11 protein-coding genes are annotated in these 18,133 nt (G+C 36.8%); all 11 read right to left on the reverse strand.

The window, feature by feature from the left end; translation table 11 throughout:
* Positions 1-424 precede the first annotated feature (424 nt).
* Positions 425-3,187: a VWA domain-containing protein gene (locus ACTNDN_RS18680; RefSeq protein ID WP_441131753.1), complete on the reverse strand. Its 2,763-nt coding sequence runs from the start codon at positions 3,185-3,187 to the stop codon at positions 425-427.
* Positions 3,171-4,943 carry a BatA domain-containing protein gene (locus ACTNDN_RS18685; protein ID WP_441131755.1) on the reverse strand — a complete coding sequence of 591 codons (1,773 nt, stop codon included), beginning with the start codon at positions 4,941-4,943 and terminating at the stop codon, positions 3,171-3,173. The genes ACTNDN_RS18680 and ACTNDN_RS18685 overlap by 17 nt, the downstream gene beginning before the upstream one ends.
* A gap of 34 nt (positions 4,944-4,977) precedes the next feature.
* Entirely contained in the window at positions 4,978-5,838 is an 861-nt protein-coding gene (locus tag ACTNDN_RS18690; RefSeq protein WP_349204061.1) for a DUF58 domain-containing protein, read from the reverse strand.
* Positions 5,835-6,845 carry an AAA family ATPase gene (locus tag ACTNDN_RS18695; protein WP_441131758.1) on the reverse strand — a complete coding sequence of 337 codons (1,011 nt, stop codon included), beginning with the start codon at positions 6,843-6,845 and terminating at the stop codon, positions 5,835-5,837. The genes ACTNDN_RS18690 and ACTNDN_RS18695 overlap by 4 nt, the downstream gene beginning before the upstream one ends.
* Before the next feature lie 8 nt (positions 6,846-6,853).
* Positions 6,854-8,410: a hypothetical protein gene (locus ACTNDN_RS18700; RefSeq protein WP_441131759.1), complete on the reverse strand. Its 1,557-nt coding sequence runs from the start codon at positions 8,408-8,410 to the stop codon at positions 6,854-6,856.
* A gap of 8 nt (positions 8,411-8,418) precedes the next feature.
* Positions 8,419-9,264, reverse strand: coding sequence for an ABC transporter permease (locus ACTNDN_RS18705; protein WP_031534424.1), 846 nt, complete (start codon positions 9,262-9,264; stop codon positions 8,419-8,421).
* The gene (locus ACTNDN_RS18710) at positions 9,261-10,193 is read right to left on the reverse strand and encodes an ABC transporter ATP-binding protein (protein WP_031534423.1); all 933 of its coding nucleotides are present in this window, start codon (positions 10,191-10,193) and stop codon (positions 9,261-9,263) included. Before ACTNDN_RS18710 ends, ACTNDN_RS18705 begins: the two co-directional genes overlap by 4 nt.
* Positions 10,190-12,538 carry a hypothetical protein gene (locus tag ACTNDN_RS18715; protein WP_349204062.1) on the reverse strand — a complete coding sequence of 783 codons (2,349 nt, stop codon included), beginning with the start codon at positions 12,536-12,538 and terminating at the stop codon, positions 10,190-10,192. Before ACTNDN_RS18715 ends, ACTNDN_RS18710 begins: the two co-directional genes overlap by 4 nt.
* Positions 12,539-12,935: 397 nt before the next feature.
* A complete protein-coding gene (locus ACTNDN_RS18720) occupies positions 12,936-13,202 on the reverse strand; it encodes a hypothetical protein (protein WP_031534420.1) in 267 nt (88 codons plus the stop codon).
* A gap of 156 nt (positions 13,203-13,358) precedes the next feature.
* Positions 13,359-14,348: a signal recognition particle-docking protein FtsY gene (ftsY, locus tag ACTNDN_RS18725; protein WP_031534418.1), complete on the reverse strand. Its 990-nt coding sequence runs from the start codon at positions 14,346-14,348 to the stop codon at positions 13,359-13,361.
* Positions 14,349-14,539: 191 nt separating this feature from the next.
* On the reverse strand, positions 14,540-18,109 hold the full coding sequence (gene smc / locus ACTNDN_RS18730) for a chromosome segregation protein SMC (protein ID WP_031534416.1): 3,570 nt from the start codon (positions 18,107-18,109) through the stop codon (positions 14,540-14,542).
* Positions 18,110-18,133: the final 24 nt, after the last annotated feature.

Raw genomic sequence — 18,133 nt, forward strand, 5'->3', positions numbered from 1 at the left:
GGGGCGTGTGGGGTGGAGCGACGATTCCTGAGATATAGGAAACACAGTGAACGGCAGTGAACTGATGTTGACTTATCGTAGGGTAGCGTCGGGAAGCCCATCAGCCCCTGGGCACCCGGAGCTGGACTAATTGAAAAGCGGAAGCGCCTGGTTATCGTTGTACAAACTAGTAGGGGGGCTGACTGAGATACTTTTAAAAATGCGACAATTTAATGTTGTCTCTTCCCTAGTTTGTTTTTAATAAATACAAATGGGCTTTTATAAGGTTTCTATGTTACCTTCTCCTCTTCTTTTCCTTACTTTCGGGCTCAAAGAACGCTCCTCTGTTACTTATAAACCAGTTTATAACCTAAACCGCTGCTTCCATAAAAAACTGCAGATAACTTTTAAAGTTTACCCGCAGTTCGTATCATACCAACCTATCTCATCGTTTTTTCTTCCGCTTCATCTCTAATAATTGATCCAAATGGTTTTCGTTCTCTTCCTTTGTATTTAGCTTCTTCGTCTTTTTCGGTGGTTTTGCTTGTTTTTTATTTGTTTCTCTATTAGAATCCAGCTGTGCCTCTTTCCCTATAGATACTGGTGTCTCTCTAGGTGCTGAGCTGATCTTTTGCTTAAAGGTCTTTTGCCGTTTAACACCTTCTTTTTTTTCAAACACAGCAAGGAATTTAACTGGTAATCCTAATCTTCTAATGGCAATTTCTATCAATAGAAGCAGGAAACTAATGAACAGCAAAACTTCTGTAATCTCCTGCTTTTGTTTAACTGGATTCTTTAGCGGTCGAAATGCTTGTGATTCTTTTTCTAGCTGAGAGCCGTCAGTTATTGCCAGAAGCTCGTTTACCTTTTCTTCATTGGCTCCGGTAATTAAATATTCATCAGAATAAGGGATGGTAAAGCCTGATTGGTAAACAGTGACATTTCCATCCTCATCCGTCTGTTTGACATGAATAAAATAAAGACCAGGATCATTGTCAACATCCACCTCATATTTTCCAGGGGCAATCATTTTTGTATTTCCTTCAACTACTTCTCCTCTTTCTGAAATAATGGTTGTTTCAATCGGGAGCATTGATAATTTATCTGCTGAAACGGATAAATAGGTTCGATCCTGCTCTTTTTCGACAGATAAAGAATACGCTTCTGAATCGTACTGTGGCAAAGTATTCGCGACCACTTTTGTAAAAAAGCTGCTCCATTGGTTCCAGCGAGCCCAATCCCCGTTCCATGCACCATTTACGTCAGAAGTGAAAGCTATCGTCTTACCTAAACCGTATTGCCATTCTGCTAATATCGGATCTTCCTTTGTGCTTTCAATCGGAACGGTGCTTTCTGCTTTGGGTGTTGTTGCGATATAGGCTTTCATCTGGGGAATTCCTTGACTAAACAACGTATCCCATCCATAGCCAGATTTAATATTAGGATAAAATGGATTGTCTTCAATATAGGTTCTTGTCGCCATAACAGTTTCTCTTGATAAAATGGAAGGAATAACCGTTGAATCCTGTACATCATAAAAACGCCCTGCCCCAAGCTTTGCTAATTCCTCCAACAAATTTCGGTCCGCATCTGCGCCTAAAGCTACCGTTGACATCGTAACATTTTTCTTACTGCCTTCATTAATTAGCTCTTCGTAATCATTATTCGTCGCAGATTGTCCATCGGTGAGTAAAATGATATGTTTTCTTTTCACATCTAAATCACTGATTTGATCATAGGCTTCTACTAAGGATCCATAAATTTCGGTTCCTCCGCCGACTGGAACGGAACGAATTTTGTCCACTACTTCCTCTTTATTTTTCAAAGGCTTAGGCTCTACAATGACCCATGGCTTATCATCGAAAGCAATAAAACCTAGTGTATCTGTCTCTTGAAGCAATTCAACCGATCTCGCTGCCGCTTCTTTCGCCAATGAAAATTTCTGCCCATCCATACTTCCAGAACGGTCTAAAACAATCATTAACGCTAATGACGGCATTTCTTTTTTTCCTTTAATGTCCATATCAACTGGGAGGAGCTTTTCAATAGGAGTTTGGAAATACCCCCCTAACCCAAAGCTGTTTTCCCCACCCGTCATAAGAAATCCGACACCAAAATCTTTAACACTTTTCTCAATGAGACTCATTTGATTTTCCGTTATATCTGTTGCGGCAATATTATTAAAAATAATCGATTGATAGTTCAAATAGCCAGAAAGTACAGTAGGAAGCTGAACCGACGAACGGACTTCCACTATATACCCTGCCGCTTCTAAGGTTTGAACGAGTGCTTCATTTGGATTATTTTGCACTAATAAAATTTGCGGAATCGTTTTAACCATATTGACGATCTGTAGCTTGTTATTTTCAGCATAGGCATCATTCGTCAGTTCTAGTTCTGCTTTATAGGTTACTAATCCAGTTTGTTCCACTGAAAACTGAATTGGAATGATATTCGTGCCTTCTTTTATTTCGATTGACTTCGAAATAATTTTGTTATTATTCTCATAAAAATGAAGCAATCCTGTTTTTGCCGTATTACTTTCAATCGTTACCGAAACCGCCGCTTGCTCCCCTTCATATAATGTGGAAGGCACTTCTACTTCGGAAACGGCTGTATCTTCATAAGAATGCGATTGGAGCAAAACAGTATCTAATTCGATAGAGCGATTTTTTAATAACTTCGCAGCTTCGGTGAGATTCCCCATCGTCTCGTTTCCGTCCGTAAATAGAATAATTCTTCCACCACTATTATTCGGAAAAACACTACTGGCAAGATTAATGGCCCCTTCAATATTCGTATGATCTTTTCCTGTCTCCTCATTCCATTTTGGAAAACGGAGACCTTCTTTTCCCATCATTTGTTCAATGGTTGCTTTCTCTCCAAAGGAAAGAACACTATATTCATCTTTTTCGTTCTTATTTTGCACGCTTTTTTCCAGCCATTCGAGTTGCTGGTCTCCTGAATCTTGTACACTTGCACTTCGATCCATTAGAAATACAACTTGTGTTTCTTTTTGCGGCAAAACTATTTGAGGAATAGCAAGCGCAATGATTAATAGGGAAAAAATACATGTTCTTAAAAAGAGTATAACCTGACTTTCCTTTCTATTTGTCATCAGCTTCATCTGCTTCCAATATCGGTAAAGAAGAAAAGCAACAGGAAGGAATAGTAATAGAATGAATGGGTATTTAAACTCTATTTGCACGGCGATAAACCTCCCATTCCAGACATAAAATGATAAGAACAAGTAAACATAAAACATACCATAGCCAATCACTTTCCGTTTTTGTAACCTGATTTTCCTTTAGTTGGGTCTCGTTTAATATAAACGACTTTTGCGATTCAATGGTCTTCTCTCGGTCATCTAAATTCACAGAAAAATAAAGGAGCTCAGAATCATTTGTAAGCTGATAAACACCTGGTAGCTTCGGTGCCTGGAAGCCATCTTCCATCGAAAAGGAGTCTACTAATTGGTCATTTTCATTATATATATCCCAATCGGATTCTTGATTTGTTAATGAAATGGTTCTTGATTCTAAAGGCTGAAAATCTCCAACATAATTGGATTGTGAGGAAAGCCATTGATACATATTGTATAAAAGAATCGGAAAACTTGGGTGTAATGGCCAATCACTATCTTTTAAATCAAATTGAATGAATATGGCTGGCTGATTATTTACTTCCCCTATTTGAATCAACGGCAGCTCTCCACTTTTAACAATCGGTTTCATACTTTCCATCGTTTGCTTTATAGCACTTGCGATAAAAACATCCTTCATATCTACATGTAATAATAATTCATCTTCACTTTGTTCTATCTCTGTTTGTAATTCTTCTTTTTTTCCATCCGTAAAAAAGAATACAAACGGAGCCCCAATATTTTCAGGTAGCGTAGAACCAGATAATAGGAAAATACTGTCCTGTTTCGTTAAAAATTCTGTTTTATCCTCCATTTGGATGACACGAAGACCAATCGCCTCAAACCCCTTTACCAAAAAAGGATTCATTTCCTTATCTGTATACATGGTTGTAATCTGTCTATTAAATACAGCGGTTTGCCTATTATCGATTACATAATCATCTGTAGCAGTAAGTTTGGCATTGTAATAAGATTTCTCGGGTAAATCGTTTATTGCGATTATTTTTCTTTCTTTTGGCTGTAGCTCAATCTCTTGCTGATAAAGCACTGTTTTTTCGCTTTCAACTTGAAAAGGTATTGTCTTAAGGGAATCTGATTGATTTTCCACCATAGCAATCCCTGCTACTCCATCACCATTTTTTGATACACCAAAAGATAAAATCGAAATATTATCTGGCTTTTCCTGTTCTTGATTATGTACTTCTACGTAGAAGGAATTAATACTCTGTATCCTTTCCTTCTCTACTCCGTCAGAAAAAATATGAATAGCCGTTTTTCCCTCTTTTGCTAGGCTTGCGGTTAGTTCTGTGGCACTTTGCCAGTCTTCATGGGTATAGGAAAGCTCTATGTCTTTAATCGCTGCACTTACTTTATATCGGTCTGACTCATCATGTAGAAGTATTTTAGGATGATCATTTACCTCGAGAACCGTGACAGATTGGTTTTGCTGAATACGTTCCATCATTTCTAACGCAGCAGCTTTGCTTTCTTCTAATCTATTAGAGGCATTTTCCTTTGCGGCCATCGAAGCCGATGTATCAAACATAAAAATGATTTGTTCCCCTTTAATCGCCTCTTTAGCAAAATATGGCCCTACAAGTGCTAACATCAGCAAAAGCAAGCAAATAAGCTGCAGCCAGAATAAGACGTTATTTTGCCATTTATGTAACCATGAGGATGCCTTCATTTCCTTAAGAACTTCCTCCCAAAGTAAATTGGAAGGGATGATTTGTTTAGTATATTTCTTCCGAAAAAAATATAATAGGATAAATAATCCAATTAAAAATAGCAGCAAAAAGTAGTATGGATTTGCTAAATGCATTTTTTCTCTCCTTTTGGCTCGAAATGAATAAGAATTATTGAACCAATCCAGTAAATGCTAGTTCACGTAAAATGATTGTTTGTATATCTAATTTATCGCTGATTTGACAATAACGGATTCCATGTGTGGCACAAAGAATTTCTAGCTCCTGATTATGCTGTGTTAGTCTTTTTTTATAAAGCATTTTAATCGAATTATTAAGACTTACATCTACCATTTTTCCATTTTCACTATCAACTAATTGTATATCGCCAGAAAGATGCGGATTTATTTCCGTCTCACTTAGTAATTGAATCAGCCATATAGGTTGATTTCGAAATTTTAGCCGTTTAAAACTTTCCTCAAAAAGCGACAATGCTTCTAAACCATCAGTTATCAAAACAATCATTTGTGACGGCGCTGATAAAGAGCTAATTAATGATTGTGTGAAGCTTTCATTTATTGTCTGCTCCTTCATATCGACAATTTCGTAAAAGGTTCTTTTATTATGAACCGATCCTTTGCGATGAAAGGAAAGCTTTGTTGAAACAGCAGCAAAACTCAATCGATCCTCATGAGACAGTGTAATATAAGCTAAGCTTGCTGCTAGTTCTCTTGCTAACTCCCATTTAGAAGGGACTTGTTTCATCGAAGAAGTAGCATCAAGGAGTATACTAACAGAAATCTCTTTTTCATCTTGAAATCTTTTAATATATGGCTTATTCGTGCGACCATAGACATTCCAATCAATTTGGCGGATATCATCACCAGGATGATAGATTCTATAATCAGCAAAATCCAGGGAAGTGCCATGGATATGAGATTTTCTTCTGCCATTTTGCATTCCTGTACCCTTCATCGAAACTTGCAGGCTTTTTCGATTCATTCTTGCTAATAAGGAATGATAGTTCTTCATCGACCCTTCCCTGCTTCAATACGTAATGTTTTTTCCAAAATATCTTCGATGATCTGATCTGGAGTAACCCCCGCAATCTCCCCTTCAAAATTAAGCAAAATTCGATGTCTAAGAACAGGCACTGCCACATATCGCAAATCGGCAATAGAAATATGCAATCTTCCAGACGCTAACGCTCTAGCTTTTGCCATCGTTACTAAAGACTGTAGCCCCCTTGGTCCACTGCCTGCCTGAATATACTTGTTTCCTATTTCTGTCACATCCTCTGAGCCTGGATGAGTAGCAGAAACAATATTTACTGCAATGTCTAAAATATCATCAGCCACAAGAATTTGTTTAACAAGACTTTGCAAATGAATAATATTCTCTACAGTGGCAACTTGATTCAAAGTGGTTGAGTCTGTTCCTGTAGTCCGCTTAATAATTGCTTTTAATTCCTCTTTTGAAGGATAAGTTACATGTAATTTACATAAAAACCGATCCAATTGGGCCTCAGGTAATGGATATGTTCCTTCCATATCGAGAGGATTTTGAGTTGCTAATACAAAAAATGGCGCTTCTAATCTTTTCGTTTCTCCCATAATGGTGACCGTTTTTTCTCCCATTGCTTCTAATAAGGCACTTTGCGTTTTCGGTGTAGCTCGGTTGATTTCATCAGCCAGGACAATATGCTTAAATAAAGGTCCCTCATGAAAATGAAATTGCTGTTTTCCTTTTTCATCAGGCTGCAGCACCATTGTACCAGTAATATCTGCAGGCATTAAATCTGGGGTAAACTGAATTCTAGCAAAGGATAAGTCCATTACTTCCGAAATAGTACGAATCATCATCGTTTTACCTAAACCTGGCAACCCTTCTAAAAGCACATGTCCGCCTGCTAGCATACTCCAAAGTACCTCATCAGTGATTTTTTCTTGTCCGACAATAAACTTGCCAATCTCTTCTTTCACCTTTTTAAGTAAAGACTCTGCTTGGATAAAATCTTGTTCTACTGGTTCTTTTTCCATCTTTTCCCCTACTTTTCATTTGGTTTTATATCGGTAAAATAATTCTTCACAATATTTTCCAAGTCATGTGGTAATGTATATCTTGATGTACTTTCCCTATAAGAATCTTCATATTCTGAAAATACCTGTTCATATGGACGAACACTCCCTTTCAGAACTGGACCTTCCCCTTCTGTCACCTGACCTTTCTTTCCATTCCCTAATTCACCTGAATCCACTTCAATATTATCTTTGCCATCTACTTTTTCTGGGACAGTTAATAACTCTCTGCTTCCGCCCCCAAATCCTGCTCCAGAGCCATTTCCTCCTCCAGATCCACTACCATTCCCGGAGCCTGATCCATTTCCTGATCCTGAGCCCGACCCTGTTCCTGAACCATCCCCATTCCCTGAGCCGTCGCTACCATCATTTCCATTAGTGGAGCCGTCATTGTCCTTCTGCCCTTGTTGGCCATTAGCATTTGCATTTTCTGGTGAATTCGCACCATTATTACTTGATCCATCAGCAACTGTGCTAGAATTAGGTACCGTTATTCCATTTGCAAGACTTTCATTTTTAAGTAGATTTTCTAATTGAGCTAGTTCAGTCTGTACAGATTCCAATTGCTCAAGAAGCTTCTCATTATTTAATAAATCATCCATCTGGTCTAATAGCTGCTGTAACTGTTCTTCTGTTAACTGCTTATTTCCACCAGTCAATTGATTTAGGGCATCTCTTTGTTTTTCTGTTAACTGATCATATTGCTCGTTTGCTTTTTGTAATTCCTTCTTGACTAATTCTTGATCCTTCTCTGAAATGGCTTTAGAAAGAGACTTAAAGCCAGCTTCATTCAGCTTTGCTTCCGCTTTTTGTCGCTCATTGCTTTTCTCTTGAAGCTTTCTTTTTTTTAGCTGTAGCTCTTTCGCTTGTTTTTCCAATTCCGCAAAGGTTTTTTCGACCGTATCCTTCTTCTCTAATTCCTTTTGAACCTGTTTAAGTTCTTTTTTTACTTGTTGATTTGTTTCTCTTTTTATTGCTTTTTCTAATTCTCTTTCCGCTTTAGCCATTGTTTTTATCTCATTCTCTTTTTCCTTCGCTGCTTCCATATTAATGGATGGGAAAAGCTGCAACAGGACACAAATAACAAGAGAAGCAACTCCTGAAAAAACAAATTTCGGGGAGAGATAGCTTTTCTTCCGTTTTAATACAACTAATTGCTTCTGTTCCATTTCCGATATCGCCTGTTTTACAACTAACTGTTCTACAGCGCCATTACTCTGTAAATAGGCATAGGCAGTCGTTGCATAATCATCTGAAACGAACTGATTATATAGTTTTACAGCCTGTTTCTCAGTTGGCCATTTTCTCCATAATCGAAATAGAAAAAGAATGACACCGATACAAGCTGTTAGAAAAAGAATGGATGATAAAAACGGAAGCACAAAAAAATAGGCAATAACAGAAAGAAGGAGAAATACTCCTCCTAAAACCGCAAGTAAAAAACAGAACTCTTTTGCGATCATTTCTTTTGCTAGAGACGTTCTTACTGGTTTCACTAATTCCTTATATTGTTGGTGGTTTTCCATACGATTATCTACTTCCCTTTTGTCATATTCGCTCGCAATTTACGGACGCTAATTGTCAATGAAAGGGCAATAACTACACAATAACTAATGACATGTGCCGCCCATATAGGAAATTTTATCCCGGTCCATTCCTTTATTTGATCAGAAACGGTTGGTTCAAATATATCTGCTAGCACAATACCAGGATTAAACATCGCGCTAAAATAGACGGAAGGTACTTTTTTGGGTACAGAACTAGAATAGATATCTGCCATTTGAAATAGAATGAGCGATATAACGACCGTTCCACCGACAATAAATAGGGTAACACTGTAGGTTGTAACCATGCTGACAATCGTTTTGCGAATCAGCGTCGAAAATAAAACACCAAAGCTACCAATAACTAAGATTGTAAATAAGCTAAAGAAAAACACTTGCACTAGCTGTGTCGGGGAGATACCACCATATAGAAATACAAAGCTATATATTGGTAGACTCGCAAGGATTAATAAAACCAAATATGCAACAGAAGAAAGTAATTTTCCAATAATAATCGTAAAACTGCTTTGCGTTGTCGTTAACAAAATGCTTAATGTTTGCCTTTCTCGCTCACTACTAATTACTCCACCAGTAAGCCCTGGAGTAATAAATAACACTAAACCTAATTGAAAGAACGCCAAAAACATGAACATCATACGACTTTCCTGCGGTTTGAAAAAACCAACTGGGCTCGTTGTTCTTAGTACAAACATAAAAGCAACCATCAGCAAGGAGAGGGCAAGGAGATAAAACAGGATTCCAAGAAATGTTTTCCCTGAACGAAAGCGTAACTTTAATTCTTTATTTAATACAGGATTCATGAAGTAGGTTTTCAAGAGAATTCAACCTCCTTTGTAATTTCCATAAATACATCCTCTAAATTACTTTCCATTTCGGCGAAGCTAATGATTGGAATCTCCATATTAACTGCTGTTTTTAAAAGGCTCAACTGTTCCTCATCTCCGCCTTTAAACTGGAATTGAATCGTTTTAGCATTCTCCAAGACTTCCAATTTTGTAATTCGTGGGTTTTCTTCTAAAAATGCAATCGTTTTTGGCATATCCAGTGTTTTTACACTAATCATTTTTTCACTTTGCAATTGCTGCTGAATTGCTGATACCGTCCCTTGTGCGACTAGTTTCCCTTGATCCAAAATTCCAATAACATCACACATTTCTGCTAGCTCTGGCAAGATATGTGAAGAAATAAGAATGGTTTTCCCCATATTTTTTAGTTCTTTTAAAATCTCCCGCATTTCAATTCTGGCTCGAGGGTCCAAGCCAGAAGCAGGTTCATCTAGAATTAGAACAGCCGGATCATGAATTAAGCTTCTAGCAAGACAAAGTCTTTGTTTCATTCCTCTCGACAAAAGATCCACATAATCCTTTCGCTTATGAGAAAGATTTACTAACTCTAATAATTGTGGGATTAATTTTTCTCTTTTTGCTGCCGGAATCCCATAGCTAGCGCCATAGAAATCTAAATATTCTTCTGCTTTTAGCTGATCATAAACACCAAAGAAATCAGGCATATACCCTAATTGTTTTCTTACCTCTTTCGGCTGCTTAATGATATCCGCTCCATTAATAGTTGCCGTGCCAGAGGTAGGTGCTAATAAAGTAGCAAGAATGGAAAATGTCGTCGATTTACCTGCCCCATTTTGACCAACAAACCCAAACACACATCCTTCTTCAATCTGAAGTTCTAGCGGTTCAAGTGCTGTAAACTTTCCATACTTCTTGGAAAGACCTTTAATTTCTATCATTCTTTTATCTCTCCTTTAATCTTAACAGACGGCAGCTGAATATATGGATCTCCATTCGTTGCTTTTACTACCTTCATATTGATTATTTTATTTTCATCTAGATAAGCAGAAACTTTATCTTCATCTACTTTAAAAAGGCTAGTTATTTTTTCATAAGAATCTGTTTCTTTATTATAAATATTGTATGTGACACCTGGATTACCATTTGGCTGAACAGTTAATGAATCAAACGATAGCGATTTTATATCATACGATTTAGGAATTTGAAGTGTATATAAATACTCGCCATCCTCTAATGAAATATCATTATTTTGGTAGTTCTCACTATAAATGGCTCCTTCGATAACGGTTAATTTTTGTTCCATATTTCCTTCATTTATCGTAAATGCTCCTGGAAAATGATTGGTTAAAATAATCGGCTCCATGATTAAATTAGTGCTATTTTTCGTTTCCTTTTCGCTAGCAATCCCAACATTCACGATATCTTCATTCGTAATCGCAACTAACATCGAATCTCCAGTAGATATGTTATTAAAGTAGTAATCCGTACTTAATACCATGCTTTCCGCCACTAATTCTCTAAACTCCTTTAAATCATGGCCATTATAATCGTAAATATAATAACCATAGCCATTTCCACTTGGTCTAGAAAAGTATTTATTGCTATGTGTGACTTGAACATTTTTTGTTTCACCAGATTTAATAGAACCTAGCTCGATTTTTTCATTACCTGACCAGATAAAGACTTTTGAAAAATCAAATGGATACAGATTCGTTATCGTTCCTGAAATATCTTTTTCTGTTACAGCAAAATCATGGCTAAATCCACCTTCCATTGGCATAGAGGTTTTTCCATACATGGTACGGCTAGACCAATATTCTACTTCTGGAAAAATGATTTCACTACTTTTCACTTTTTCATTTTTAATAGCCTTAACTTGCAGCTCTCCATATCCTAAATAAGGAAAAGGAGTATATGTATCTTGATCAAAGGTTAAAGCAAAATCACCGGATTTATTCGATAAAAGGGTTGTTGCTTGGTAGCCAGATAAATAATTATTGCTATATTGGTAGATACCCATTTCATTCAACTGCGGATTTTTTATTTTATCTTTTGCCCCAGTAATAAACATTCCTAATGATAAAAGAATCGAAAGACACGGAATAATCCACCAAGCATGCTCTCTTTTATCGTATTTTCTTAGTATAAAATACAATATTGGCACAATAACTAATAAATAACCTGCCAGTATTATTAATAAAAGACCAGTTGTAATCGTAGAGCTTTTAAAATACTCATTTGATTCGACAAATTGATAGTACAGATTACTTAAAGGATTCCCACTATATTGGTAATTTGCCGTTATCCGTGTATTCTCTGTTTGCAATAGATTTTCCATCCAACTATTAAAGTCTTGCCAATTCAGTAAGGTAGAATCACTAAGTGAAAAAGAGGTTTGAATAATTTTCCCTTCCCCAAGATTTTTTTTCGCAACCAGTGGATGCTCATTATGTATCGTTATGGCGTCAGAACTGTCTGTTAGAGAAGACCGAAAAGCAGTTATCTTTTCCTGTTCTTTCGTTTTTGTATCAATTCCAGACAATGGAATCTCTTCCTCATTTCCAAAAGCCAATGGCATTAGTGATTCTAAATTGCCATATGCTTGCTTTCCATTTGTCGTTGCACCGGTAATTAAGATTCCTCCTTTTTCTATCCATTTCTTAATCGCCAGTTGCTGTTCTTCTGATAATTCTGTTAATGAGAATTGATCGACCATTAAATAGCTTAGCGTTTCAAGGCCTAATGCTTGATCTGGTATATCTTCTTTAAGTAGCTCTGTCGTAAAAATGGAACTGCTTGAAAGCTTTCGCAAATTTTTAAATTTGTCATACTGATCGGTAAGAATGCCTAAAGTCTGATCTGAAATTAAGGTAAGCCTTAGTTCTTTAACACCAGTAAAACTTACTTCCTCGCCTTTTTGCCAGCTATCTCGATATAATTTCATTTTATTACTAGTATAGTTAGAATCCGAAGAAATCCCTGGTATTGTTACGGTATACGTTTTCTTGCTGTTTGCTGGTATGTCGACAGGTACTAATGTTTGTCCACCGATATCATAACTAGGAGAATAAGGAATAAGTAAGTCACCTTTGAAATCCTTCTCTTTATTCTCAATCGTGACCTTTAGCATAAATCCTTTGCCATCCATTACTTTGCCATCCAAGCCAGCTTCTGTTGTAATTTTTATGCCGGATGTACTTGCTGCATTTGCTTCTTTCACAATAAAAGTGGTGGCCAAAAATAAAATAAAGCAGATGATTAAAACTTTTTTGACTTTTCGCAAACTGTGTTTCCCCCATTTTTTATTTTTTCATTCTATTTAATAGACGATTGGTAATAGTTTTCACCCTACACCAAATTAGAAAAAATTTCATAATGTAATTTTACAATATACTATACTTTTTATACATATTTTTTGTAAAATTTTTCTTCTTTTGTTATTAGACGAAGGAAATGGTCGAAAGGTTTTATATGCCAGAAACTATTTTTTAGTATTTTCGAATCAAAAACTCCTGTTTGTGAAAGTTAACAGGAGTTTTAGTATATATCCGTTATTGATTTGGTTACTTTTCGGACGAATTGATAGCAAAAGCATCCTTATAATCAAACAAAAATCTAATTTATATGTCATCTAGCCATTATATCAGCCAATCTTGCTCTTTTTTCAGCCAAACCAAAAACTAATGAATATGAAATAAAATTAGAATACTTGCTGGAATCGCAATTAAAAGCGCGCCGATTATTTTCATGCGCATGCCTGATAAACTATTTAGAAATAGATTTTCTTCTTCTAAAGTAAGCAGATTTCCCCAGTCTGCTTCCTCCATTTTTTTAGCTGGTAAGGAGTCTCCAAGTTGAACATAGGCATGATGTTCTACAAGATGTCCTTTTATCATTAAGGCAATTCCTCCAATAAGAACAAGTAAAACAACGCATTGAATAATCATACGTTTTCCCTCCGAAAAATAAAGTAATATGCTACTTTTTATTATTCTACTTATTCTTATTTTTATTACGCCTTTGCAAATATTTAACAATCAAAAAAACAGCCAATAAATAAATGCCGCAAAGTTTCCTTTGCGACATCTATGTAAATTCACTTTTTACTCTTCACTTTCTTCTACTAATGTTGAAAACAAGCCATATACATATCTTTCTGGATCAAAGCTTTGGAGATCATCCATTTTTTCTCCTAAACCAACAAATTTTACTGGAATATGCAACTCGTTGCGAATTGCAAGCACGATACCACCTTTAGCTGTGCCATCCAATTTAGTTAAGACAATCCCACTTACATTTGTTGTTTCTTTAAACGTTTTCGCCTGTACTAATGCATTTTGTCCAGTTGTCGCATCTAGCACGAGTAGAACTTCATGGGGAGCACCTGGAACCTCTCTCTCAATAACTCGTTTTACTTTCTCTAGCTCTTTCATTAGATTCACTTTGTTTTGCAGTCTTCCAGCTGTATCACAAAGAAGAATATCTGCTTGACGAGATTTTGCAGCCTGTACTGCATCGAACATAACTGCTGCTGGATCAGAGCCTTCAGTATGCTTAATGACGTCCACTCCGACACGATCTCCCCACACCTCTAATTGTTCAATAGCTCCAGCGCGGAAAGTATCTCCTGCAGCAAGTAAAACCTTTTTGCCTTCTTCTTTAAACTTATGGGCAAGCTTACCGATTGTCGTTGTTTTTCCTACTCCATTGACACCTACAAAAAGAATCACCGTTAAGCCGTCTGCTTGCATATTAATTGTAGAAGATTCTTCTTCTCCGTTCTGATAAATAGCAACGAGCTTTTCTGAAATAACATCCTGGACTTCTTTTGGATCTTGGATGTTTTTTCGCTTGACTTCATTTTTTAATTCATCAATTAGCTCCAAAACTGTTTCAAAGCCAACATCTGCGCCAATTAATATTTCTTCCAGCTCTTCAAAGAAATCTTCGTCTACTTTACGATAACGAGAAACGAGATCATTGACTTTTTCGGAAAAATTATTTCTTGTTTTCGATAATCCTTCTTTAAACTTCTCGGTTACTGTACTCGTCTGCTGAGACATTTTTTCTTTTAACTTTTTAAAAAAACTCAATTATTATCCCTTCTTTCATTTAGGTTTTTTTTCATAAAGTTTATTGATATGCCCCGTGGTTATGTAAGTTTTCTTTCTATTAACGATTTAGGATTAAATTTCACAAGGCCAATTACTAAGCTATTCTGTAGGAGGAATTGGCCTTGGAAACTAAAAATTATTAACTAGAAGTATTAGTGTCTGCAAAAGGATTATGCATTAGCTACTAACTCATTCGTTTCACTTAAGCGTACCGAAACTAGCTTTGATACGCCAGATTCTTGCATCGTTACCCCATAAAGAACATCGGCTTCTTCCATTGTTCCTTTGCGATGGGTAATGACAATAAATTGGGTTTCATGGCTATATCGTTTTAAATACGAACTAAATCGAAATACATTTGCTTCATCCAATGCTGCTTCGACCTCATCCAAGATACAAAAAGGAACAGGTCTCACTTTCAGAATCGAGAATAATAAAGCAATAGCAGTTAGCGCTCTTTCTCCACCAGATAACAGACTTAAGTTCTGTAGCTTTTTCCCTGGTGGCTGGGCAACTATCTCTACTCCTGTGTTTAAGAGATCTTCTGGATTTGTTAAAACTAAATCTGCACTTCCTCCACCAAATAAGCTTTGAAAGACAGTTTCAAAATGCTCTTTTATGCCTTCAAATGTTTGTTCAAAGCGATTTTTCATTTCTTCATCCATTTCATCAATTACTTGATAAAGAGTATCTTTCGCTTCTTCTAAATCTGTTTTCTGCTCCAGAAGAAACTCATATCTTTCCGAAATTCGTTCATATTCCTCGATAGCACCAAGATTGACAGTGCCGAGCTCTTCCATCGCTAATTTAATAAGCTTCACCTTTTTACGCGCTTCCTCTACTTCTAACGTTAAAGGATAATCTAACTTTGCTCCTTCATACGTTAATAAGTATTCCTCACGTAAATTAGTTAATCGTGTATCTAGTTCTACATCTACACGGTTCAATTTTACTTCTTCATCTTTTAAAGCCTGGACGATACCTCTGTGAAGTCTGCGCTGCTCCTTCGTTTCAAGCTCCAGCTCTTCTAATCGCATTTGCTTTTGCAATCTTTCCTCTCTACGCAAAGAGATTAGCTGGATAGTTTCTTGCTTTTCATGCAGCTTTTGCTCTGCTGCTTCTTCTAGCGTCGCTTCTCCAGAATGCGAATTGCTCATTTCAGAAGAAAGCAAGCGAAGATCTTCACTGACAAGCTTCCATTTTTCTTCCGTTGCTTGATGTTCTTGCAAAATGGTCGCAAGCTTCTCTTTCTCATGTCTAAGCTTTTCTTTTTTTGCCGCAGACTGGATCCTTAGGTCGCTAATTGCATTTACTACCGATTCTTTGGAAACAGATTGTTTATTCTTTTGCTCTGTTAATAAGGCAATCTCTTTATCCAATTCAGTAAGTTTTTTATTCTGTTCTTCAAGCTCTTTTTGTAAATCCGTTCTTCTTTTTAGAAGAAGCTCTTGCTCTTGATTAGAATCTGCCTTATTCCGATCATATAGCGACAATTTATCATTCATGGCTCTTTCTTCAAATTCAACTTCTTTTAAATCATCTTTCCATGTTTGAATTTGGAAACGAAGATCCTCGACTTTTAATCGAGCTTCTTCCATGGTTGATTCTTCTGTTTGCAATGCCGCTTTTCCCTTTTTCAGCTGTTCCTCAAGCTTAAGAGATGTTTTGTCCATTTCAAAAATCTTTTTCTTCAGCTCTTCCAATTCACCTTTTCTGGTGATGATAGATGCTTGCTTTTGCTTGATTGCTCCCCCTGTCATGGAACCACCAGGATTAACAATTTCTCCGTCTAATGTAACAAAGCGGGAACGATACTGAAGGATTTTCGCCATTTCATTGGCACCCTTTAAGTCCTTGGTTATAACGACATTTCCAAGTAAACTGCGCATAATTTCGCGATATTGACTATCATAGTTAATCAAATCTGCCGCAATGCCAATAAACGCAGGATGACCTTGAATTAGCCTTAGTTGCGAATCGGAAAGGGATTTTCCTTTAATAACATTCATTGGTAAAAAAGTAGCTCGTCCATAACCGTTTTTCTTCAAATACGCAATTGCCTCGCGACCATTTTGTTCTGTTTCCACAACAATATGCTGCATCGAACCACCTAAAGCAATTTCCAAGCTCACACTATATTCCTTTGGCACTTGCATTAATTCTGCAACTGCTCCTCTAATGCCGTGCAAAGACTTGCCTCTTGCTTTAAGAACTTCCTTAACTCCTTGGAAAAATCCAGAATAATCGTCTTCCAATTCCTCCAACATTTCTTTTCTCGATTTTGCCTGCTGGGCAAACTGGTAGGATTGATAAAGAGACTTTTCCACTTGTTGAACTTTTGCCTCTATTCCCGCAAAATGACTTTGTTTTTCTTTCCAAGCTGTCGACCATCTCTCTAGTTCGTCAGAAAGCTCCTTAAGCTTTGCTGAAATACTTGTCTTTTTTTCCTGAATACGGACACGCTCATTTGTATAATTAACATTTTCCTCATCAAGCTGAGATGTTCTCTTTTCCTGATTCTCTAATTGCTGGTTAACCGAATTTAGTTCATTTTTAGATGCTGCTTGATTGCTTACTATGTCTATATAGTCACTTTTTAACATTTCAATTTTCTCTTCTAAATTCTCGTTAAAAAGGGCCAGATTTTTCTCGTTAACCTTTAATGTGTCTTCAATTTCCTTTGATTCTGCTTGTAATTCATAAACAAGCTTTTGTTGAGTTTCTTTTTGCGAAACGAGTGCTGCTACTCTTTCCTGTAACTCCACTTTACTTTTTTCAAGCTGATCGCGATTTTGTGTAGCATTCTTTTTTCTTTCTTTTAATACTTCTTTTCTACCTTCAAGCTTCTCTAGTTCCTCACTGACTAAAAGAAGTACTTGCTGTAGATCATCAATCGATTCATCAAGAGCTGCTACCTCGTTTTTCCCTTCCTCCATTTTTGCTTCTTTACTTTGGAGCAAAGAGGATAACTTTAACTCTTCTTGTTTATAGGCCTCTAGCTGCTTGGAGATTGCTTCAAATCGCTCATGTGCCTCTTCAATATCATGAACCATTAAGGCTACCTCAATTGATTCAAGATTTTCTCGATGATGCAAATATTCTTTTGCCATGGAGCTTTGAATTTTTAATGGCTCCACCTGACTCTCTAATTCGTGTAATATATCATTTACACGATTAAGGTTATCTTGTGTTTCAACAAGCTTCCCTTCTGCTTTTTTCTTACGTGTTTTGTATTTTAATACACCTGCGGCTTCTTCAAATATAGACCTGCGATCCTCTGCCTTACTATTTAAAATTTCCTCGACTTTCCCTTGACTAATGATAGAAAAAGCCTCTCTTCCCAGTCCAGAATCCATAAATAAATCAACAATATCTTTTAAGCGACATGATTGTTTATTAATTAAAAAGTCACTTTCTCCTGAACGATAAACACGTCTTGTTACACTTACTTCATGATAATCCAATGGAAGAAAATGATCCTCATTCTCTAACGTTAATGTTACTTCCGCAAAGTTAACTGCTTTTCGTGAGTCACTCCCTGAAAAAATAACATCCTCCATCTTACTTCCACGCAAGGATTTAGCTGACTGCTCGCCAAGAACCCAGCGAATTGCATCGGTAATATTACTTTTCCCACTTCCGTTGGGGCCAACCACTGCCGTTACACCAGGCACAAAATCGACTGAAATTCGATCTGCAAATGACTTAAATCCGATAATATCCAACCGTTTTAAGAACATACCCTCACCCCGATTCCTTCTTGT

Source organism: Niallia sp. HCP3S3_B10 (genome assembly GCF_052064465.1).
GTDB lineage: Bacteria > Bacillota > Bacilli > Bacillales > Cytobacillaceae > Niallia > Niallia hominis.